Raw genomic sequence first — 20,134 nt, 5'->3', positions numbered from 1 at the left:
CTGCTCACGATTCCTCTCTCTGCTGCCCCGGCGCCAGCTTTTCCACAAGGAACTGCATGGACGGCGACAGCCATTTCTTTTTATGATGCACCACCTGAATGAAAAACGGAGGCTTGTCGCTGCGAAAAGGCACGCCAGCCAGCAAGCCTTCCGCCTGTTCTCTTTTCACAGCCATGGACGGCAAAAGCGCCACCCCCAGACCGCAGCGCACGCACTGCTTGATCGCTTCCGGGTTGCTGAACTGGCAGGCGATTCGCGGCGTTATTCCTTGCTCGCCAAGCACCTCCGTAAGCATCCCTCTGTACGTGCAGCCTTCTTCGGTGAGGATAAGCGATTCGCTCGCCAAATCGCGGGCTGTCAGCACAGGCAAGCTCGCAAGCCGATGCTCGGGAGGCATGACGATCACCAGTTCCTCCTGACGAACGACCTCTGCTACCAGCTCCTTGTCTGTACAGCGGCGATCGAAAATGATCCCGATGTCCAGGTAACCATCGCGAAGCTGCTGCAAAATCACCTCTTCACTCGCCGTCCGCAGCACGAGATCGACCGCCGGATATTGCTCACGGAAGCTTTGCAAGTACGGGGGCAAAAAGAAAGCAGCAAGCGTATCAATCGTGCCAATCGCAAGCGGGCCGCTCGCCTGACGGTTCACGATGTCTTTAGATTCCCCATATAGCCGGATCATTTCCCTCGCATACGGCAACAGTGCTTCTCCCGCCTGAGTCATGCGCAGCCTGCGTCCATAGCGCTCAAACAGCGGCACTCCATAAGATTGTTCCAGCTTTTGCATCTGGGCAGTCACTGTCGGCTGCGCATAGCCAAGCTCCTCCGCCGCCCGCGTAAAGCTGCCCCATCTGGCTACCTCGCGAAACGTATGCAAATACACCAGCTCCATCGGCACACCTCCTGTTCAATCATAGAAATCACTGATGTTTATTATCAAATAGTATAGATAACTGTGATGATTCGATCAATGCTAAGCTGAAGTCATCCCGAATCAAGGAGGAATGAACGTGTCTGTCGTATTGCAAATTCCGGCCGCGACCCCGGCGCAAGCCCATCGCCATTTTCTCGCCAAGCTCTCTTTGGAAACAGACGTATCAGATGTCTGGAATGACCTGCAAAACGGCGTGGCGGATTATATCATCGTCGATGCCCGCAGCGAAAAAGCGTATCAGGAGTGCCACGTACCTGGCGCCATCTCGTTGCCCCACGCGCTTATCAGCGGGGAAACCACTGCGTTTTTGGATCGCTCCAAGCTGTTGGTCGTCTACTGCTGGAGCCCTGCGTGCAACGGTGCGGCAAAAGCGTGCGCCAAGCTTGCGGAGCTTGGCTTTTCCGTCAAGGAGATGCTCGGCGGGATGGAATATTGGCAGCGTGAAGGGAATCGGATAGAAGGAAGCATTTTGCCGGAAAAAAATCCTCCCCGTCCGCTTTTCGCTGAATAGGCGAGCAAGCATTTGGCATCACACGCCGGGAATCGTTACCTTTGTCACCTTATCCAAGAGCTACAGGTGCAAAGCGTGGAAAGCGGACAAGTGACAGCGCAAAAGAGCCCTCCTGCACGAAGGGCTCCTTGCTTTGTTTAGGCTTTGGCTTTGGTTTTAGTTGCCGTTGGCGACGTTGGGGACTTTGCTGCGCTCCGCTTGCCAGGAAAGCTCCTGCACGAGCTGCTCCACAGAATCTTGCAGCCGCTGCGCCGCTTCTTCCTCCAACGGGTTTGCCCCGTCCTCGCCTTTTTTCACCAGCGAATCGAGGATAAAGGCACCCGCCAGCAAATGTCTTGCGCCCAGTGCGGACAAGACTGGCTTGAGAGCGTAATCGATCGCCAGCAGATGGGCGATCGTCCCGCCGATTGCCACGGGCAAAATCACCTTGTTCTCCAAAGCTTTTTGCGGCAGCAGGTCCAAATACACTTTCAGCACACCGGAATACGCCGCTTTGTAGATCGGGGTCGCGATGACGAGCGCGTCTGCCTCGGCGATCCGCTCGTTGGCCTGTACGATAGCAGGACTGTCAAAACGAACGTGCAGCAAATCGTCCGCAGGCAAGTCGCGCACATGAACCCAGTCTGTTTCGTGTCCAGCTTCCAGCAACAATCGATCTATGTAGGTCAGGACGGTGTCCAGTCTGGAGCCTGCATAGGGACTTCCTGATACAATCACGAGTTTTGCCATAGCTTGATCTCTCCTTTTTTATTTGGCAAGCAGCAATGTCCCTGCCTGCCGCGCAAGTTTGTCGATTCCCTCAGTTCCTGTGCCGCATCGGGCGTTTGGCCCGCTTCCTTTTCCCCGATCCGTTCTTGTTGCGCTGAATCCATGCCAGCCCTGCGGCTTTTTACCCGCTGTAATGATCCCGCCATTTGAGCCATTTTTTCTCCAGGTAGCGCACCAGCGAATCCGTCGCCTTGCCGACCAGCGCAAAAATCACGATTCCTACAAACACAATGGACGTTTGCGAAAACTGGCGCGCATCCATAATCAGATAGCCGACCCCTTCGCTCGAACCCATCAATTCTGCCACGACCAGTCCCAGCCAGGCAGCACCCAGAGACAGCCGGACACCGAGCAAAATATTCGGCAGCGCCGCCGGGATAATCAGCTTGGTAATTTGCTTCCAGCGGCTGAACTGCAACACTCGGGCGACGTCAAACAACTTGGCGTCAACACTGCGTATCCCGAGAAATGTATTTACGTAGAGCGGAAAAAATGCTCCTTTGGCAATCAACAGCACCTTGGACAGCTCGCCGAAGCCAAACCACAAAATAAACAGCGGAATCACCGCCAGATGCGGAATCGTCCTGAGCATTTGCACCGATGGATCGAGCGAATGCTCCACCCGATTGGAAAAGCCTACCGCCAGTCCTGCCAGCAGTCCGATTGCTCCGCCGAGCAAAAAGCCTGTCGCCGCCCGCATGATGCTGATTTGCAAATGTCCAAGCAGCTCCCCGCTCGCCAAAAGCTCGCCCGCCGCAGTCAAAATTTGCAGCGGCGTCGGCAGCATGGTCGCCGACACCATTCCCAATTCGCCTGCCGTCTGCCAGACGATCAGGACAACGACGGGCAGGATCAAGCCTTTTAACCAGATCGCCAGTTTGGTGCTGTTGCCTGCCCTAGCTTTTGCTTTCGTCGGCAGGACGGGTTTGGCCGAAGCGGTCGCGGCGACCGAGATTCCCTCTGCTTGATTGCTCATTCTCTTTCACCTCCGTCAAATCCCTGAGCTATCGACCAATTCCAGTTCGTCCACCTTTTCGAACTCGTTCAAGACGAGATGGCGCAGCTCCTGAAAGGAACGGTTTGCCTTTTTCCGGGGAAAAGGCAGATCGACAGGAACGATGCGCTTGATGGAGCCCGGGTGTGCGTTCATGATCACGACCCGGTTGGCCAAGTAGATCGCTTCGTCGATATCGTGTGTCACGAAGATCATCGTCGTCTTGTTTTCCTGCCAAATGTCGAGCAGGACTTCCTGCATGTGTGAGCGGGTAAAGGCATCCAGCGCTCCGAACGGTTCGTCCAGCAAAAGCACCCGGGGATTGCGCAAGAGCGCACGGGCGATCGCCACCCGCTGCGCCATGCCGCCAGACAGCTCGCGCGGATACGACTTGGCAAATCCTCCGAGTCGGACGAGCTGGATCAGCTCATCTACGCGCTCGCGAATCGCCGGATTTTTGAGCGACAGGTTGGCGGCGATGTTTTTTTCCACCGTCAGCCAGGGAAAAAGCCGCGGCTCCTGAAAAATGAAGCCTTTGTCGATACCGGGACCGCTCACTGGCTGTCCGGCAAGCCTGACGCTCCCGGCGTATTCCGTGTCCAGCCCCGCGACGATTTTCAGCAGTGTGCTCTTCCCGCAGCCGCTCGGCCCGATGACGGTGAGGAACTCGCCTTCCTTTACAGTCAGCCGGATGTCGCGGAGCGCCTGCGTCGCTCCTTTGGACGTCTCGAATGTCTTGTCGAGTCGGGTGATCTCCAGCAGCGCGGTCATACGCCGACTCCTTTTGCCTGCTGTCGTTGCTCCAGCTTCTGTTTGACGACAGGCAGCAACAGCTCGCCAGTGATCGCCGCTTCCTCCAGATGGGGGTACCCGGACAAAATAAAAGACGAGATGCCCAGATCGATGTATTCCAAAATGCGGTCGGACACTTGCTCAGGGGTACCTACCAGCAGGACGGCACCGCCGCCGCGCACGGTCGACAAGCCAGACCACAGATTGGGACCAATCACGTAGTTGTCTTTTTTGGAGCCTTCCCGCAGCTCGTTTTGCCGTTTTTGTCCGATGGCATCGGTGTGGCTGAACCGCTGGCCGGACTGCTGGAGCGCCTGCGGATCTACCTTGCTGATGATTTCCCACGCTTCTTTCCACGCCTCTTCCTCCGTCTTGCGCACCAGCACCTGGGCGCGAAGTCCGTAGCGCAGCTCGCGGTCGCGGCCAAGCTCTCGCTTCAGCTCCTCCACCTCGGCAATCTGCTGGCGAATCCACTCCAGCGGTTCCGCCCACATCAAGTAGACATCGGCTGTCTGGACCGCAACCCGTTTGCCTGTGGGCGAGCTTCCCCCGTAGTAGAGCGGCGGGTGCGGCTGCTGCACGGGAGCAGGCAAGCTCGCCCCTCCCTTGATCTCATAAAAGCGACCGGAATAGTGAAGCGGCTGCGCTCCCTGCTGAGCGGTCTGGTTGCTCGCCAAAAACCGCTCCGGCTGGGCGTGCGAATTTGTCCAGACGCTTTTGACAATCTCCAGAAACTCCCGCGTGCGCTCATAGCGGCCGTCGTGATCGTGGGCGAGCGGGTCACCCGTGGCGAGCAAATCTTGCGGGCTGCCGCCTGTCACGACATTAATCAGTGCCCTGCCGCCCGACACCTGATCGAGCGAAGCAGCCATCCGCGCAGCCAACACAGGGGCGATCAGCCCGGGACGCATGGCGACCAGCGGCTTGAGCACCTGTGTATTGGCAGCGATCGTAGCCCCGACGATCCAGGAATCGATGCAAGCTCCGCCAGTCGGAATCAAGGCAAAAGTAAAGCCTGCCCGCTCGGCTGTTTGCGCCACCTGAACCATGTAGTCAGCAGTCGACTCGCGCTCCGGCTCGACGCCGATATACTTGCCGTCTCCCGTCGTTGGAATAAACCAGCCAAATTCGACTTGTTGCTTTGATTTCCCCATCTGCTCCACTCCTTTGAATTGATTTGGAATGAAAAAGAAGGCACAGTCGCGGTCATCTCCGCAACTGTGCCTCCAGTTTTCTGGTTGGCAAAACTCAATAATTCACACTTGATTAGTCGGTATTGTGCGCAATCGTATCATCGGCTTCCAGCGGCTGTCAATAGGGTCAACAAGAAATTTGCTCCGCTATTCCGGCTATTCTTACTATATTGCATATTGGGATTGACTCTTCTCCCATTTGTTGCTATCATCCATTTCATACTTTGCAACTCGGAATTATCCTTTTACCGACCAGACCACTGGAGGTCTCCTTCCAACAGCGAACGATTGCTGTTTGGGACGAGGCCTTTTGTGCGTCCTGCACTCCCAATTTTTTTATGAGGTGATACACATGGGCAATCAAAAACGCACGCTCCACCTGAACTTGTTTTTGTCGAGCTTGGGTCATCATGAGGCGGCATGGCGCCATCCTTCCTCCCGCGTGGAGGACATCATCGACTTTTCCCACTTTCAGCGGCTGGCGCAAAAAGCGGAGCAAGCCAAGCTGGATTCCCTCTTTTTGGCCGACCGCTACGCCACCTCGCGCAAAGCCGTCAAGTACGGGGCGATCAGCGGACTGGAACCGCTCACCCTCCTGTCCGCTCTCGCCGTTGTGACCAGCCGGATCGGGTTGATCGCTACGGTCTCCACGAGCTTCAACGAACCGTTCAACCTCGCCCGCCGCTTTGCTTCCCTCGACCATCTCAGCAAAGGCCGGGCGGGCTGGAACATCATCACGTCCGGAACAGATGGCGAGGCGCAAAATTTCAACTGCGAGCGAATCCCCGAGCATCACCTTCGCTACGAACGGGCGGCAGAATTTCTCGATGTCACTCTCAAGCTGTGGGACAGCTGGGAGACAGACGCGCTAATCCAGGACAAAGCCTCGGGCATTTACGCAGACAACAGCAAGGTGCACGAGTTCAACCACAAAGGCAAGCATTTTGCCGTGCGCGGCCCGCTGAACTTGCCGCGCTCTCCCCAGGGACGGCCACTGCTCGTCCAGGCCGGATCTTCCGAGGACGGAAAAGACTTCGCCGCCCGGTATGCCGAAGCCATTTTCACCGCACAGCAATCGCTGGCGGACGCCCAGGCGTTTTACGCCGACGTCAAATCGCGCGTCGCCCGCTACGGACGCTCCCCTGAACAAGTCGTCATCCTGCCTGGCATTTGCCCGATCATCGGCGAGAGCGAGGCAGAGGCAAAAGAAAAAGAGGCGCAGTTGCACGAGTTGACGCATCCCGCCTACAGCCTGCTGCAACTATCCAATCGCATCGGCTACGATCTGTCCTCCTACCCATTGGACGGCCCGCTGCCCGAGCTTCCCGCAACGGAACAAATCGCCGGGCATCAGAGCCGCGCCCAGCTGATCCGCGATTTGGCCGAGCGGGAAAGCTTGACGCTTCGCCAACTGCTGCTTCGTCTCGCCGGAGGTCGCGGCCATCGGACAATCGCAGGCACTGCCGAGCAAGTGGCGGACGAGTTGGAGGCGTGGTTTACCCAAGGCGCGGCAGACGGCTTCAACATCATGCCGCAGTTGACGAACGGAGGGCTGGAGGACTTCATCGACCAGGTCGTGCCGAAGCTGCAACAGAGGGGGCTGTTCCGCACAGAGTACACCGGGCACACCTTGCGCGAGCATTACGGGCTGGATGTTCCAGCCAATCAGTTTGCCAGTGCGCCACAAGTCCATTAGGACACCCATAGACCCACAGAAAAGAAAGGATGAACAAACATATGCAGTCTTCCCCGAAAACAATCGGCTGGCTCCGCCTGATCGTCGTCCTGTCCCTGCTGTTGTTGAGCGCTTGCGGCAAAACAGCAGCACCCGAGCAACAGCAGACCGTTGCCGCCAGTGCAGAGGCAAAAGAAAAAGTCGTCGTAAACATCGGCATTCAAGGCAGCACCGGGATTTTCTCCTACGCCAGGGACAAGGGCATTTTTGAAAAAGCTTTTGCCCAAGCCGGAGCCGAAGTAAAGTGGCATGAATTTGCCAGCGGTCCTCCCCATTTCGAAGCGATTGCCTCCGGGCGGCTCGACTTCGGCGCGACAGGCGGCACTCCGGTCGTCTCTGCACAAACCGGAGGTGTCGATTTCAAAGCGATCGCCGTAACGAGCGACGGCAAGCGCAACAACGCGATCGTCATTCCGAAAGGCAGCCCGATCACCGATATCAAACAGCTCAAGGGCAAGAAGATCGCCGTCGCCAAAGGCAGCAGCGCCTACAACTTCCTGTACATGGTGCTGAATCGGGCCGGGCTGAACGACAAGGACGTGGAAATCATTCACCTTCAGCCGGATGAAGCGCGGCCCGCCCTTGACACCGGAGCTATCGATGCGTGGTCGACTTGGGAGCCTTACGTGACGACCGCTGTCGTGCAGACGCAGGCCAAGACGCTCGTGACAGGCGACGATCTGAACATTTTCGCTCCCGGATTTTTGATCGCGCGCACTGGCTTTACCGCAGACCACCCCGAGCTGACGGTCCTGTTTCTCAAAACGTACGAAGAAGTGCGCCGCTACTACGTCAGCCACCTCGACGAAGTAACGGACGAATTTGTCAAAACCAAGAAGCTGGAGCGGGAGATCATCAGCAAGGTTTTGCAAAATTCAAGTCCCATCCTCTCCCCGATCACGCCGGAATTTGCCAAAGCGCATCAGGAGCAGGCCGATTTTCTCTTCTCCGTGGGCGCGATCAAAAAGAAGCTCGACACTTCCCAAGTATTGGAGAGCAAATTCGTCGAGCAGGCGTTGAAGGAAGTCGGGAACTAACCCTGCTGCCGTGCAATGCTAGGCGAGATTGGAGTTCCAAACACGTTACGATGCAAAATGACTTTAGGGATTTTCAGCGGGAAGGGAGATAAGACGGAGGCACTTCGTCATCGAGCGTGGTGATGCGCATAAGATGAATCTCTCGCAATTTGTTCGTTCAAAAATGCGCAAAAAAGACAGGGAAGCTCCCTGTCTTTTTGCTTTAGTGTCAACCTCGTAAAAAAAAGGACGGGATGTCCCGTCCTTTTTCTGTTATCACAAGGCTTAGTAGCCACGTTTTGCGTTCTTTTTGTTGATAGTCGCAAGGTTCTCTTCGCTGTGCTTCAACCATTTTTTCAATTTGTCCTCGAAGGAAGCTGCGTTGTCGCGTTTTGCATTTCCTCCGCGATCGCCTCCACGATATCCACCACCACGGCGCTCTTCACGCTCCGGACGCTCAGGCGCTGGGAGTGCGGCGCGAACCGAAAGCGAGATTTTACCTGCATCATCAATGGAGAGAACTTTTACCTTTACTTGTGCCCCCACGGTAAAGTGATCATTGATATCTTTTACAAAACCGTTTGCTACTTGGGAAATGTGGACCAGCCCCTGCTCGGTTTCGCTGACTGCTACGAACATCCCAAACGGTTTAATCGCTGTCACTTTTCCTTCGATGATGCTTCCCACTTGTACTGCCATCCAGTTTGCACTCCTTTTATTATTTCAGAAAAATGGTGAGAACCTCAAACCAGAAGCCTCATTCTCCTAGTATAGCAGAGAAATTCCAATACTGAAAAGCCTATTCTTTCTAGATGACGCACTTCATGCTAGTGAAAAGACAGCTGGTACGCGTCTGTAGCCATTACAAGCTCTTCGTTGGTAGGAATTACCATGACTTTGACCGGAGAATATTCCGTACTGATAAATGCTTCACCTTTGCTGCTGCGATTGGCTTCGCGATCCAGATTGACCCCGGCAAATTCCAGTCCGGTGCAAACCATTTCGCGTACGGTAGAACTATTTTCTCCAACACCTGCTGTAAAAATAATCCCGTCTACGCCATTCAGTCGCGCCAAATACAGCCCAATATGTTTATGCAAAATCGTTGTGAACAATTCCAGGGCAAGCTGGCTGCGATAATGTCCCGCTTCTGCCTTTTCCATAACGTCGCGCAAATCGTTGGACACGCCCGATACGCCCATCAATCCGCTCTTGTTGTTCAAAATCGTAATCGCCCCGGCTGTATCCGTTTTTTCGATTTCTTCAATATACGGAATGATCCCCGGATCGATGTTGCCGCTGCGGGTTCCCATGGACAGTCCCGCCAAAGGCGTCATTCCCATCGACGTATCAAACGATTCTCCGTAGCGAATCGCGGTAATGCTGACCCCGCTGCCGATGTGGCAACTGATCAGCCGCAGCTGTTCTTTCGGACGGTTCAACATCTCTTCGGCGCGGCTCATGACATAGCGGTGAGACGTGCCGTGGAAGCCGTACTTGCGGATTCCGTAATGCTCGTAATACTCGTATGGCAGCGCGTATAGATAGGAGGATGGAGGCATGGTCTGGTGGAACGCTGTATCGAAAACAGCTACGTGTTTCACGTCGGGATAGATGCTTTGGGCGACTTCGATCCCGAGCAGGTTGATCGGATTGTGCAACGGTGCAAAGCGGGACAGGCTGCGAATCTCCGCTTTCACGCGATCGTCCACGACGACAGACTGTTTAAATGCTTCTCCGCCGTGCACGACCCGGTGGGAGATAATATCAATTTGATGTTGCTTTAATGTTTCAAACACGCTGCGAATCGCATCCTCGTATTCGTCGCGTTGGATTTGCTGCAAGTAATCCTGGGCAATCAGTTCTTTGCCCGGCATGGAGTAAAGCTTGTACTTAACCGAGGAGCTGCCGCAGTTCAGTACGAGCACGTTCTTTTTGTCTGACACGAATCTCATCCACTCCCTAATCGTTCAATAAGCAGCTGCCCCGGTCAGGATGGCTGCCGCTCACTTCATTTTATAATGATATGTTCTTCGTGAATACATGTAATTGAGAAGAATTATCAACAACATCGTGACAGATCCGGCTAAATCCAGCAAGACGTCATTCACCATACCTGTCCGATCCGGGGTAAAAGTCTGATGCCACTCGTCCAGAACAGCCACAAGCAGGCTGCAAAAGGCGCTCCATGGCAGGGCGACCGCAAACGAAAGACGGTGGGAAAAAACGCGATAGAAGCTGAAAGCCAACAGCGCGAACACGGTAAAATGCGTTCCCTTGCGAATAAAAAACTCGATAAAGCCCGCCGCTCCCTTGTTCTCGACGCTGATTTCCTTGCCGGCATACGGAACGGATACCCCTTCCATCCGCTCATTCCAGCTTTGTTCATCGACTACCTTGGATATCGTACCCCGCAAATCTTGTTTGTAGTATGGCTGGGAGGACGACAGGAACAGTCCCACCAAAATCGCAGCCAACAGCAGATAATCCAAAAGCTTTTTCAATCGGCGCAAGCCAGGTTTCCCTCCTACACTCGGTTCTCCTCTCATCTTACCCGAGATTTCCCGAAAAGTCCTTGCCGAGCCTGTGAACAAAACCGTCGCGGCGGTTTTTCCTCTTTTCAGGAGCAAAAGCGTTGGGCGCAGTCGGTCGCGGCGGCTTTCCCTCTCTTCGGTAACAAAAGCGTTGACCGCAAGCAGACGCGGCGGCTTTCCCTCTCTTCGGTAGCAAAAGCGTTGACCGCAAGCAGACGCAGCTGCTTTACGAATGCCGCTGAGCTGTTTTCACAGCAAAAAAAAGACGCCAGCCGTTACGGCTTGACGTCGTCTGTTCCCGTTGGCAACGGCAAGAAGTCCTCTTTTGCCAACTCTCTTTTCTTGTTTGCGGAACCATCCTGCGCTTCCTTGCGCATTTCTTGCGCCAGTTGCTGCTGTCTCTTTTTCCTGGCTCGTGCGTCACTGCGGCGAATCCGCTCATTTTCCTGCCAGTCCCGAATGCGGCGCACCAGGACGGGAATCGACACATCCGACTGGGCGGCCTCTCGCCATTCAGCCGCATGCTGCATGCCAGGCACAAGCACAAGAGTGGCAAACAGCGCGAACACTGTCCCGAACAACAAGGCACTGGCGAACGATACGAATGTTTGCCCATCCGCGAGCGAGCCTGCGGCAATCGGCAAGCTTGCCAGCACGATGGCGATCGCTATCGCTGCGGATGTGGCCCACGAGCGCTGCATGCCGCTGCGCACTCCGTTCCAAATACTCGACTGCTCGCTGCTTGCTGCAAACATGTCATCGAGCTGAACCAAGGCCAGCGAGAGAAGCACAGCGCAAGCGGCAGCCACTCCGTAAAAGCCCATCAAATTCATCGGATGATCCAGCAAAAGCAGTCCCAGCGTGACGCCGCCCGACAACACAGGCAGCAAGAGGAGAGCAAACCAGCCATCCCGCGCCCGTCGTTGCACCAGAAGGCTGGTCAAGAGCACAAGCGCGACCATGGCGAGCATGACGATCAGACGTCCGCTCCAGTCTTTGTCATCGGACTGCTCTTCACGCAGTTTCTTCAGCTCATCCTCGTTCAGTATGGTGTAGCCTTTTGGAACCGTGATTTTTTCTTGCATGGCCAGCGGCAGATTGTACGCCATGCTGTCAATCCATCTTGCATCTGCGATGGCGCTGCTGACCTTGAACACGTACATGCCATCCTCCCGCTGATAAACCTGCGGCTGCTCCCCGCTCGACCAGTCGACCAGATCAGACAGACGAACCGCCCCTTGCTGCGTGCGAATCAAAATATGTCTGACTTGTTCGGAATGGTCCATCCACTTGTCGGGAAAGCGGGCAACGACTGAAATATTGCGGTCGTTGACGAAAATGCTGCCCGCCTGTTTTTCTCCGAGATAGCTTTGCAGCTGGCGTTTGATTTCTTCCTCACTCACACGATAGCGCGCCAGCATGTCCGGTTTCGGGCGAATATCGATAAACGCGGTATTTTGCGCCGGACCGATCCGCTCATCTGTGACGATTTCCCGATTGTCTCTGTCCCGCCAGCTCATTTTTTGCAAGTAAACGAGAATTTCCTTGGCAATATGCTGCGTCGTCTCCATGGAAGGTCCCTTGACCGTGAACTCCAGGCGTGTCTTTTGCTCGCTGTTGACGACGAGCGCGAACGGGTCTGTCTGCGGAATGTCGCGGAGCTGCTTGTCCAGCTCCTTTTCCAGATCGTATACAGAGCGAGTCCACTTGGATTTGTCTGTCAGCTTGACATGCATGGTCAAGCGCTCGCGGGAGGCATCCGTATACAGATCAGCTACTTCCGGCAGTTGGCGCAGCCGTTCCTCCGCACTTTTCGCCGCTTTGATGGCATCGTCGATGTTGCTTTCCTGAACCATCGGCAGCGACAGTGTCTTCTCTTTTGGCGCTACTTGGGCAAAAGGATCGACTAGCACAAACGATTGCAAAAGCAAAACAAAAACAACCGATGCGACGAGTGTGAGTCCAAACGGCAAGTAGCCTTGCTGCACCATTTTCTCCCAACGGACCGTCAGAGCACGCGTCACTTTTCCCGGCGTTCGAGGGATGTTCTCTCCTGCGTCAGCTGGCTCCGGTTCCGCCAGCCATGTCGCTGTCAGTACCGGGATGATCCAGCCATACACCAGGGCAAAGCTCGCTGCGCCGAGAACGATGACGGGCCAGGCGTCAAACAGGACGGCTTTATCCTCCGCTTTGAGCATGTCTGTCATGACGATGGTGAACCAGGCCGCTGCCATCACCACGAGCGCGAGCAGCAGCGGCTTCACGACCGTCCAGGCTGTTTTCAGGCTTCCCGGGAGCGAATAGGCGCCAAGCCTGTCCAGGCGGGAAAAGAAAGTCGCGCCTGCGACGAGGTAAACAAGCACAAACACAAGCAGCGGCCCCAACGCGGAAAAGGTAAACTTCATTCCAAAGAGCCACAGCGCCCCCAAAACGGTTCCGCTTGCCATGAATACAGCCAAAAGCGACAAGGCGGCAGGGCCGATCCTTTTCAAGGAAGCGAGCAGATAAAGCGCGATGAGAACAGCCGCCACGCCAACAAGCAATGTCAGCTGAGCAATCGCCGCAGAGATCGGCTGCGCCCGATCGTCGAACAATGTCAGCTCGTATTTGCCGCCTGCATCGGTATTCAGCTCCGCCATCATCTTCGCAGTCTCTTGCCGGATGGCAGGAACTTGCCCCACTTCCGAAGCGTAAACCGATATGCCGACTGCCGGAGAACCTTGATAAACGCTTATCTCCTCGCCTTTGCTTCCTCTTGTGTCGCGAATATCAGCGAGCGTTTTCAGCGGCACATACCCTTTGCCTGTAGAAATCAGTTGCTTGCCCAGCCCCTGCGGCCCTTCTGTCTGGCTCGTCCAGGTAAAAGCTGTGCGATCCGCCGTCTTGCCAACCGTCCCGATTTGTTCGCGAATCACATCCTGCGGAAGCTGGCCCAGCACATCCTCAGGAGTCAAACCGTACGCCAGCAGCATCGACGGGCGAAAAACGATCTCGATCTGCTCCCGGACGGCTTGACCGTCGATCTCGACGCGAGCAATGCCCTGCGCCTGGATTAACTTTTCATAGACGGTATACCGCGCCACATCGGAGAGCGTCTGAACATCGCTGCCGTGAAGCAAGTAAAACCCGACCAAATTGTCTCCGAGCTTCTCCTGGCTAATGCTGTATTCCTTGACAGGCAGTGTCTTCATGATCTCGGACACCTTCTGCTCCAGGCGGTCCTTGTAGTCAGAGCCGAGATTTTCTGTCGTTTTGACCGTAATCGTTCCCGATCCGGCACGAGAATCAGAGGAAATCTGCACAGCACTGCCCAGCGCGCGTACCGCCTCCTCTACCTTCCGCGTTACGGATGACTCTACCTGATCCGCTGTCAGTCCTGACGCAGTCAGGTGAATCGTATACTCCGGCAATCCCCTGTCGGGAAACGTCGCCACATCCAGTCTGAACAAGGCGCCAATCGCGAGCAGACAGAGAAGCACGGCCTTCCAGCGGGCCAGAGCAGGCGCAATGGCTAAAAACGTTTTGTTATTCATCCGCCACCTTCACCGCCTCGCCGTCCACCACATAGGAAAGACCCGCCCCTACAATTTGGTCGCCCGGCTCAAGTCCCTCCAGAACTTCATAAAACGTACCGTGCAGCGCCCCTACTTTTACAGGCGTCTTTTCCACTGTGTTTTCCTTGATTTTCATTACGTAATATTCTTCATCGGAGATGCCGATGCTTGCGACCGGAACGATCGGCGCATTTTTTCCGGCTACCGGGTAGTGGCAAGTCACGGTCATGCCGCCTTTCCAGTTCACAGCGCTTCCGTCGACGGTCACTTCAACCGGATAAGCCCCCACATTTTGATCCATGACAGGTGAAACAAAAGTCACTTTCCCTTCCGCCTCGCTGCCATCTGCCGATTTGACCTGCACCGTTGCTCCGGTTTGCCACAAGCCGATCTGCTCGCTGTCTACCTGAAGCTTGACGATCCAACTGCTCGTATCGACGAGGCGAATAACCTCGCTGCCCGGTCCGGTTTGTTCGGACGAAAGCTGCGAGACGGCTGCGACGACACCGGAAAAAGGCGCTTTCAGTACAGCATCGGCAGCCTCTTGCTTCGCGCGGCTGAGCTGAACGTTGGCCTGGCTCACACCGACCTGTGCCTCTTCGACATCCAGTCGGTCTGCGCCCTTCATCAGTTTGTTGTACGCGATCTCCTCTTCCTCCAGGCTGAGCTTGGCTTGCTTCTGTGCCAGAGCCAGCCTGTCCAGCTCGTCTTTGGCGATCGCCCCGTTTGCAAACAGAACAGTCGCTTGCGCATACTCCCGCTCCGCCTTCGCCGCAAGCTCCTTCGCCTTTTCCACCTGGAGCTTTCTCGTCTGAATCTCGTGGCTCTCCGGGCCTGACAGTGCCTTGCTGCGCCGGATATTCGCACTGGCTACTTGCCCGGCTGCCGCCTGAATCCCCGCTTGCAAACTGGATTGATCCAAGGTCGCCAAAGTTTGGCCCGCTTTCACGCTCGCCCCTTTCTGGACGAGAATGCTCGCGATTTTCCCGGAGGTGCCAAACGAAAGCCCCAGCTCCTGCTTCGGCATGACCACGCCTGCTGTCTCCAGCATTCGCGCTTCCTGGTTCTCTACCACTGTGTAAGCACTTACCGTTTTCACCTTGATTACAGTCTCTTCTTCCATCCGTTTAAGTTCTCCGGTTCTTTGATCCAGCTTTTCGCAGCCTGTCAAAAGCAGGACAATGATCGAGAGGCTAATCCATTTTTTCATACTTTCACTCCTGCACCCTTGCGTAATGCGCCTCCTGGTGGCAGCGTAGCCCCTGCTGACCCTTCGGCAAAAATCAACGGTTCTGAGCAATCATTAAGAAAAATAATTGACAAAATATATTTTACAGAAAATAAAAACAGTTGTATCACTTTTCTGTCATTTTTTATATTTTTTTATTATCGGCCGAACTTTCGTCACTTGTTTGTAACTCGTATCCTGTATGATGAAAGGGCGGAAATATTCAAGCAACTGTCCACTTGCTTGTGAGCGCTTACAAAATCTTTTTCTCGCGTCAACGACATTTTTTCATGGTGGGAGTGATCGTCATGGCAAAAATTTACTCTTCTTATGCGGACATCGTGGCTGATATTCACGATGGAGCTACACTGCTGGTAGGCGGCTTCGGGCTGGTCGGCATTCCAGAAAATCTGATCATCGCGCTTCGCGACAAGGCCGTTAAAAATTTGACTGTCGTCTCCAACAACTGCGGCGTGGATGATTGGGGCCTCGGCCTGCTCCTGCGCGAAAAGCAAATCAAAAAAATGGTTTCCTCCTACGTCGGGGAAAACAAGGAATTTGAGCGTCAATTCCTCTCGGGAGAGCTTGAAGTAGAACTGACCCCGCAAGGCACGCTGGCAGAGCGCATCCGGGCTGGCGGCGCAGGCATCCCTGCTTTCTACACTCCTGCTGGCGTCGGCACCCCGATTGCCGAAGGACGGGAAACGCGTTCCTTCAACGGCAAGGAGTATTTGCTTGAGCATGGGATTACGGGCGATTTTGCGCTGATCAAAGCGTGGAAAGCTGACAAGATGGGGAATCTCGTCTTCCGCAAAACGGCGCAAAACTTCAATCCGATGATGGCTGCCGCCGGAAAAATCACGATTGTCGAAGTGGAAGAAATCGTGGAAACAGGCGAGCTGGACCCGGATCACATCCATACGCCAAGCGTGTACGTCCAGCGTCTGATTCTCGCTCCTTCGTTTGAAAAACGGATCGAGCGCCGCACGGTCCGCTCCTGACCTGACGATCGGATCACATACAAGCTCATTTTTAGGGAGGAAACCATTATGTCGCTTACTCGTGAGCAAATCGCCACTCGTGCTGCACAAGAAATCGAGGATGGCTTTTACGTAAACTTGGGAATCGGGATGCCTACACTGGTTGCCAACTACATCCCGGAAGGAAAAACTGTCGTCCTGCAATCGGAAAACGGGTTGCTCGGCATCGGGCCTTATCCGACCGAAGACGAACTTGATCCTGATCTGATCAATGCCGGAAAAGAAACCGTTACGGCGATACCGGGCGCTGCTTACTTTTCCAGCGCGGAATCTTTTGCGATGATCCGCGGCGGCCACATCGACCTCGCCATTTTGGGAGCGATGGAAGTTTCCGCCGAGGGTGACCTGGCAAACTGGATGATTCCGGGCAAAATGGTCAAGGGCATGGGCGGAGCCATGGATCTGGTGCATGGGGCGAAAAAAATCGTCGTCATCATGGACCATGTCAACAAGCATGGCGAGACAAAAATTTTGAACCAATGCGCGCTCCCGCTTACAGGCAAAAAAGTGATCAACCGCATCATCACGGACAGAGCCGTCCTCGATGTCACACCGGATGGACTCGTTCTGGTCGAAGTCGCGGAAGGCTACACCGCGGAAGACATCCAGGCATGCACCGAGCCGAAGCTGATCATCTCGCCTGAGCTGAAAACGATCGGTCTGTAACTTTGTCTGCTCTCCTGCGCCGAAAAATGAAGCGCAGATGCATCATCGCCATACCCTCGGCCCCGGCTACCGCACAGGTGACGGGGTCTTTTCTTTGAGAGCTGCACCCGCGCAGTCGCTTCCTTCCCTCATTCGGTATATAATACGTACACAAAACCAAATTCCCAACATTTGAGAGGAAGAGATCAAGATGTCAGGAACAGTCGGTTGTCTTCTCATCCACGGATTCGCAGGAGACATCAACGACATTTTGCCGCTCGCCAAAGTGCTGCGCGAGGCTGGCTACCAGGTGGAATGCCCTACTCTGGAAGGACACGGGACGACTCGCCGCCAAATGGCACGGAGCACGCGAAACGACTGGCTTCGCTCTGCCGAAGAAGGCTACAAGCGCCTGTCCATGCGCGCCGAGACGATCGTCATCATCGGCTTTTCCATGGGCGGCCTGCTCGCTTTTCATCTGACGACCCGCTACCCTGTCGAGCTGTTAATCACCATCAACACGCCATATAAATACTGGGATGTAAAAGAAGCCTTGCACTATTTGCGCGAAGACTTCCCCACCCATTCGCGCCGCTACATAAGAAGCATCGGCCGCATCCCGGTCAGCAGCATGCTCCAGTTTCGCCGACTGTTGTCCGAAACAAAGCCGCTTTTGCGCCAGGTGAAGACGCCGTATTACTTGTTGCAAGCGATGCGCGACGATACGGTCCACGCCGTCAGCGCGCAACTGCTCGCAACCAGCGTGGACCAATCCGCTTCGCCGCAAATCACCTGGTACGAGCATTCGAATCACATGCTTTTGCACGGCCCGGACAAGGAAGCGGCGATTCACGATGTGCTCGCGACGCTCAAGGAACGCTTCCCTGACTCCCCTGCCCTCGTCTGACGCTCCAAGACAGCGCGATCAGGAAGAGCGCAATCGAGAGTCCGAGGTACATGACGGGCAGGCCCGCGTGCTCATCCAGCCAAAACGCAATCAGCGGGCCCAACGCCGCTCCGAGATCGGTAATGACGGAGTAGCAGGTCATCACGGCCGTGCTGTTTGTCTGTCCGGCTGCTTCGTCGGCCGCCAGCGTATCCATTACGGTCGTGATGATCGTCGCCGTCAACTGGATGCCGAGCAAAACCGCGAGCCACGCCTCCAGAGGCAGACCGCCCTGAATGCAGGCAAACAGGAGCGAGCCTGTCAAAAGGGTCGCGACGAACATTTTTCTCCGGCCGTATCGGTCCGCCAGCCTGCCGACTACCGGGGCTGCCCACGGTTCCCAGCACCAGCGAACGCCTTGGGCCAGACTGGAAAGAACAGCGGCTCCCAGTACCAAGCCCCCAAGCACAAGCAGCGGTGTTCGCTGCTCGATGAGCCTGCTCAATGTCGAGGCAAACATCCCTTGATACACCATGGTGACCAAAAGCGCGGTCAGCATGGTCTTTTGTATGCTTGCCTGCCGCCACAAACTTCGTGACGGTGACGCCCCTGTCTCCTCCACATCTACCGCCGTTTGGTTGGTGAAGCTCGGGCGAATAAACAGGAAGACGAGCACAAGGGCAACAAGCGAACAGCAGGCGAGCACGAGCGCAGCAGGCAACAGGCCGTACCAGGTGGCGAACAGCGCTCCGGCGAGCATCCCGCCAAGGCTGCCCAGACGATACAAGCCGTTGTACAACCCCATCAGTTGTCCACGGTTATGTCTTTCCGCCACCGTCACAATCAACGAGTAAGCCCCCAGCCGCAAAAACGTCCAGGCGACACCCCACAAGGAGCGCATCGCCAGCCACAGCCAAAAACCTTGAAAGCCGTACGACAAAGTCGTCACAAAAGCCAAAATGACCGCCACCACCAGCCCGGCACGCCCGCCTGTCCGTTCGTACCATTTTCCGACCAGCGGGCCGAGCGGAACACGGATCAAGCGGTTGATCGACAACAGCACGCCTACTTCCCACAGCGAGTCCAGCCCGGCCTCCTTCCAATAGAGCGGCAAAACCACGTACAGCATGGAATCCCCCAGCATGCAAAGCGCTGTGATCAAAGCCACAGCGATGACTTGCCTTCTCCCGCTGATTTCTCTCATCTTTTGTTTGCTCCTTTACTCCTTGCCTTCTATCGCTTACCATACAAGGAATCATTCATCCGATCTAATACATATTCATACACGATTCATAAGTAATGATTATGAATGAAGGAGCGAGCAGCCAAATGAACCTGCATGCCTTGCGCATTTTTGTCGAAGTCGCCTCACGCCAAAGTGTCACTGCCGCGGCAGAAGCGCTCGCGATCAGCCAGCCTGCCGTAAGCGCCCAAATCCGCAAACTGGAGAACGAGCTGGGCTTATCGCTGCTCGCTCCCGACGGGCGGGGAATTTCGCTCACCGATGAAGGGCGGTTTCTGTTTGAAAAAGCGCGCCGCATCTACGACTGGGAACGGGAAATCGAATCCCAGCTGGCCGAGATCAGACAGGGCGAAAAAGGCAAGCTGCGCATCGCTTCCACCTACTTGCCCTCGAACTACCTCGTCCCGAAGTGGCTGGCTGAATTTAAACAGCACTACGAGCATGTCGACGTGGAAATCCGCACCCGCAATTCGCTGCAATCGATTGAGCTACTGCTGAGCTGCCAGGTCGACCTCGCCATCGTCATCAAAGAAGCGTGGGAGGATGATCTGCCCATCGATCGCGTCCACATGACAGATGTGCTCTACTGGTTCATCCTCCCCGCAGCCCATCCGTTGGCAGGCAAAGAAATCAGCATCGAGCAGCTCGTCCAGGAACCTTTTTTGCTCCGCGAACAAGGCAGTTCCACGCGCGAATGGCTGTTCTCCCTCTGCCGCGAGCACGGCGTCAGACGCCCGCGGGTCGGGCTGCAATACCACGGACTGATCGAGTCGATCCAATCTGTACGTGCAGGGTACGGAACGATGCTGGCCCCGGCGCTTGCTGTCGAGGAAATGGTCGAGCGCAACGAAATCGGGCGCGTAACCGTGCCCGGCGTCGAGATCAAGCGCCCGGTCTACATCTGCACGCGTGCAGGGGAAAGCAGCCATCGTCCTGTGGTGGAGCGGTTTTTGGAGAGGGTATTGGGGAAGGGCGCCGTTTCAAATAAAAAAGCTGATCCTCAGTAAAAAGCTACTGTAATGGATCAGCTTTTGATTGGATTAAGGCTATTGCTGTGG

19 protein-coding genes are annotated in these 20,134 nt (G+C 55.4%); 7 read left to right on the top strand and 12 right to left on the bottom strand.

What is annotated here, in order from left to right; all coding sequences use genetic code 11:
• Positions 1 to 4: 4 nt before the first annotated feature.
• Positions 5 to 895, bottom strand: coding sequence for a LysR family transcriptional regulator (locus tag DEP07_RS05045; RefSeq protein ID WP_173596682.1), 891 nt, complete (start codon positions 893 to 895; stop codon positions 5 to 7).
• 118 nt (positions 896 to 1,013) lie between these two features.
• Here DEP07_RS05045 and DEP07_RS05040 point away from each other — a divergent pair, with 118 nt between their 5' ends.
• Entirely contained in the window at positions 1,014 to 1,448 is a 435-nt protein-coding gene (locus DEP07_RS05040) for a rhodanese-like domain-containing protein (RefSeq protein WP_280648590.1), read from the top strand.
• A gap of 156 nt (positions 1,449 to 1,604) precedes the next feature.
• Here DEP07_RS05040 and ssuE read toward each other — a convergent pair whose 3' ends face one another.
• From ssuE to DEP07_RS05015, 5 genes are read right to left on the bottom strand one after another with little or no spacing between them, the layout of a single operon-like run.
• Positions 1,605 to 2,177, bottom strand: a complete 573-nt coding sequence (gene ssuE / locus DEP07_RS05035; protein WP_287102208.1) for an NADPH-dependent FMN reductase — start codon at positions 2,175 to 2,177, stop codon at positions 1,605 to 1,607.
• A complete protein-coding gene (locus tag DEP07_RS05030; protein ID WP_173596679.1) occupies positions 2,162 to 2,320 on the bottom strand; it encodes a hypothetical protein in 159 nt (52 codons plus the stop codon). Before DEP07_RS05030 ends, ssuE begins: the two co-directional genes overlap by 16 nt.
• 17 nt (positions 2,321 to 2,337) lie before the next feature.
• Positions 2,338 to 3,192: an ABC transporter permease gene (locus DEP07_RS05025; protein WP_173596678.1), complete on the bottom strand. Its 855-nt coding sequence runs from the start codon at positions 3,190 to 3,192 to the stop codon at positions 2,338 to 2,340.
• Positions 3,193 to 3,207: 15 nt separating this feature from the next.
• Entirely contained in the window at positions 3,208 to 3,981 is a 774-nt protein-coding gene (locus tag DEP07_RS05020) for an ABC transporter ATP-binding protein (RefSeq protein WP_242774405.1), read from the bottom strand.
• On the bottom strand, positions 3,978 to 5,156 hold the full coding sequence (locus tag DEP07_RS05015) for an LLM class flavin-dependent oxidoreductase (RefSeq protein ID WP_287102207.1): 1,179 nt from the start codon (positions 5,154 to 5,156) through the stop codon (positions 3,978 to 3,980). The genes DEP07_RS05020 and DEP07_RS05015 overlap by 4 nt, the downstream gene beginning before the upstream one ends.
• Before the next feature lie 391 nt (positions 5,157 to 5,547).
• On the opposite strand from DEP07_RS05015, the gene DEP07_RS05010 reads away from it, so the two are divergent.
• On the top strand, positions 5,548 to 6,891 hold the full coding sequence (locus tag DEP07_RS05010) for an LLM class flavin-dependent oxidoreductase (RefSeq protein ID WP_287102206.1): 1,344 nt from the start codon (positions 5,548 to 5,550) through the stop codon (positions 6,889 to 6,891).
• A gap of 41 nt (positions 6,892 to 6,932) precedes the next feature.
• Positions 6,933 to 7,967, top strand: coding sequence for an aliphatic sulfonate ABC transporter substrate-binding protein (locus DEP07_RS05005; RefSeq protein WP_287102205.1), 1,035 nt, complete (start codon positions 6,933 to 6,935; stop codon positions 7,965 to 7,967).
• Positions 7,968 to 8,231: 264 nt separating this feature from the next.
• On the opposite strand, the gene DEP07_RS05000 is transcribed toward DEP07_RS05005, so the two are convergent.
• The 5 genes from DEP07_RS05000 to DEP07_RS04980 form a co-directional block, all read right to left on the bottom strand.
• Positions 8,232 to 8,645: a S1 RNA-binding domain-containing protein gene (locus tag DEP07_RS05000; RefSeq protein ID WP_063230894.1), complete on the bottom strand. Its 414-nt coding sequence runs from the start codon at positions 8,643 to 8,645 to the stop codon at positions 8,232 to 8,234.
• Positions 8,646 to 8,773: 128 nt separating this feature from the next.
• On the bottom strand, positions 8,774 to 9,892 hold the full coding sequence (locus DEP07_RS04995) for an acetate/propionate family kinase (RefSeq protein ID WP_122964361.1): 1,119 nt from the start codon (positions 9,890 to 9,892) through the stop codon (positions 8,774 to 8,776).
• 60 nt (positions 9,893 to 9,952) lie between these two features.
• Entirely contained in the window at positions 9,953 to 10,459 is a 507-nt protein-coding gene (locus DEP07_RS04990) for a VanZ family protein (protein WP_122964360.1), read from the bottom strand.
• A 296-nt stretch (positions 10,460 to 10,755) separates the two neighbouring features.
• Positions 10,756 to 14,013: an efflux RND transporter permease subunit gene (locus DEP07_RS04985; protein WP_287102204.1), complete on the bottom strand. Its 3,258-nt coding sequence runs from the start codon at positions 14,011 to 14,013 to the stop codon at positions 10,756 to 10,758.
• Entirely contained in the window at positions 14,006 to 15,244 is a 1,239-nt protein-coding gene (locus tag DEP07_RS04980) for an efflux RND transporter periplasmic adaptor subunit (protein WP_242774349.1), read from the bottom strand. Before DEP07_RS04980 ends, DEP07_RS04985 begins: the two co-directional genes overlap by 8 nt.
• Positions 15,245 to 15,570: 326 nt before the next feature.
• On the opposite strand from DEP07_RS04980, the gene DEP07_RS04975 reads away from it, so the two are divergent.
• From DEP07_RS04975 to DEP07_RS04965, 3 genes are all read left to right on the top strand, one after another.
• Complete coding sequence (locus DEP07_RS04975; RefSeq protein WP_122964357.1) at positions 15,571 to 16,263, top strand: CoA transferase subunit A; 693 nt, start codon at positions 15,571 to 15,573, stop codon at positions 16,261 to 16,263.
• A 48-nt stretch (positions 16,264 to 16,311) separates the two neighbouring features.
• Positions 16,312 to 16,968, top strand: a complete 657-nt coding sequence (locus DEP07_RS04970; RefSeq protein ID WP_063230888.1) for a CoA transferase subunit B — start codon at positions 16,312 to 16,314, stop codon at positions 16,966 to 16,968.
• Between the two features lie 190 nt (positions 16,969 to 17,158).
• Positions 17,159 to 17,854, top strand: a complete 696-nt coding sequence (locus DEP07_RS04965; RefSeq protein ID WP_122964356.1) for an alpha/beta hydrolase — start codon at positions 17,159 to 17,161, stop codon at positions 17,852 to 17,854.
• Here the strand turns inward: DEP07_RS04965 and DEP07_RS04960 are convergent.
• Entirely contained in the window at positions 17,817 to 19,037 is a 1,221-nt protein-coding gene (locus tag DEP07_RS04960; protein ID WP_122964355.1) for an MFS transporter, read from the bottom strand. The genes DEP07_RS04965 and DEP07_RS04960 overlap by 38 nt on opposite strands.
• Positions 19,038 to 19,162: 125 nt before the next feature.
• Here DEP07_RS04960 and DEP07_RS04955 point away from each other — a divergent pair, with 125 nt between their 5' ends.
• Positions 19,163 to 20,083 (top strand): LysR family transcriptional regulator, encoded by a 921-nt coding sequence (locus DEP07_RS04955; protein ID WP_281868639.1) that lies wholly within the window; start codon positions 19,163 to 19,165, stop codon positions 20,081 to 20,083.
• Positions 20,084 to 20,134 lie beyond the last annotated feature (51 nt).

The sequence above is a fragment of the Brevibacillus sp. genome, assembly GCF_003521185.1.
Classification (GTDB): domain Bacteria; phylum Bacillota; class Bacilli; order Brevibacillales; family Brevibacillaceae; genus Brevibacillus; species Brevibacillus parabrevis.
The sequence above is the reverse complement of the archived record's forward strand: the minus strand, read 5'-3'. Positions and strand labels throughout refer to the sequence as shown.

What these genes read in the sequence shown, in the direction of transcription:
- DEP07_RS04960 (WP_122964355.1), bottom strand. Translation starts at nt 19,037, where the DNA reads ATGAGAGAAATCAGCGGGAGAAGGCAAGTCATCGCTGTGGCTTTGATC.
- ssuE (WP_287102208.1), bottom strand. Translation starts at nt 2,177, where the DNA reads ATGGCAAAACTCGTGATTGTATCAGGAAGTCCCTATGCAGGCTCCAGA.
- DEP07_RS05045 (WP_173596682.1), bottom strand. Translation starts at nt 895, where the DNA reads ATGGAGCTGGTGTATTTGCATACGTTTCGCGAGGTAGCCAGATGGGGC.
- DEP07_RS04955 (WP_281868639.1), top strand. Translation starts at nt 19,163, where the DNA reads ATGAACCTGCATGCCTTGCGCATTTTTGTCGAAGTCGCCTCACGCCAA.
- DEP07_RS05015 (WP_287102207.1), bottom strand. Translation starts at nt 5,156, where the DNA reads ATGGGGAAATCAAAGCAACAAGTCGAATTTGGCTGGTTTATTCCAACG.
- DEP07_RS05000 (WP_063230894.1), bottom strand. Translation starts at nt 8,645, where the DNA reads ATGGCAGTACAAGTGGGAAGCATCATCGAAGGAAAAGTGACAGCGATT.
- DEP07_RS05030 (WP_173596679.1), bottom strand. Translation starts at nt 2,320, where the DNA reads ATGGATTCAGCGCAACAAGAACGGATCGGGGAAAAGGAAGCGGGCCAA.
- DEP07_RS04980 (WP_242774349.1), bottom strand. Translation starts at nt 15,244, where the DNA reads ATGAAAAAATGGATTAGCCTCTCGATCATTGTCCTGCTTTTGACAGGC.
- DEP07_RS05025 (WP_173596678.1), bottom strand. Translation starts at nt 3,192, where the DNA reads ATGAGCAATCAAGCAGAGGGAATCTCGGTCGCCGCGACCGCTTCGGCC.
- DEP07_RS05010 (WP_287102206.1), top strand. Translation starts at nt 5,548, where the DNA reads ATGGGCAATCAAAAACGCACGCTCCACCTGAACTTGTTTTTGTCGAGC.
- DEP07_RS04970 (WP_063230888.1), top strand. Translation starts at nt 16,312, where the DNA reads ATGTCGCTTACTCGTGAGCAAATCGCCACTCGTGCTGCACAAGAAATC.
- DEP07_RS04975 (WP_122964357.1), top strand. Translation starts at nt 15,571, where the DNA reads ATGGCAAAAATTTACTCTTCTTATGCGGACATCGTGGCTGATATTCAC.
- DEP07_RS05020 (WP_242774405.1), bottom strand. Translation starts at nt 3,981, where the DNA reads ATGACCGCGCTGCTGGAGATCACCCGACTCGACAAGACATTCGAGACG.
- DEP07_RS04965 (WP_122964356.1), top strand. Translation starts at nt 17,159, where the DNA reads ATGTCAGGAACAGTCGGTTGTCTTCTCATCCACGGATTCGCAGGAGAC.
- DEP07_RS05005 (WP_287102205.1), top strand. Translation starts at nt 6,933, where the DNA reads ATGCAGTCTTCCCCGAAAACAATCGGCTGGCTCCGCCTGATCGTCGTC.
- DEP07_RS04985 (WP_287102204.1), bottom strand. Translation starts at nt 14,013, where the DNA reads ATGAATAACAAAACGTTTTTAGCCATTGCGCCTGCTCTGGCCCGCTGG.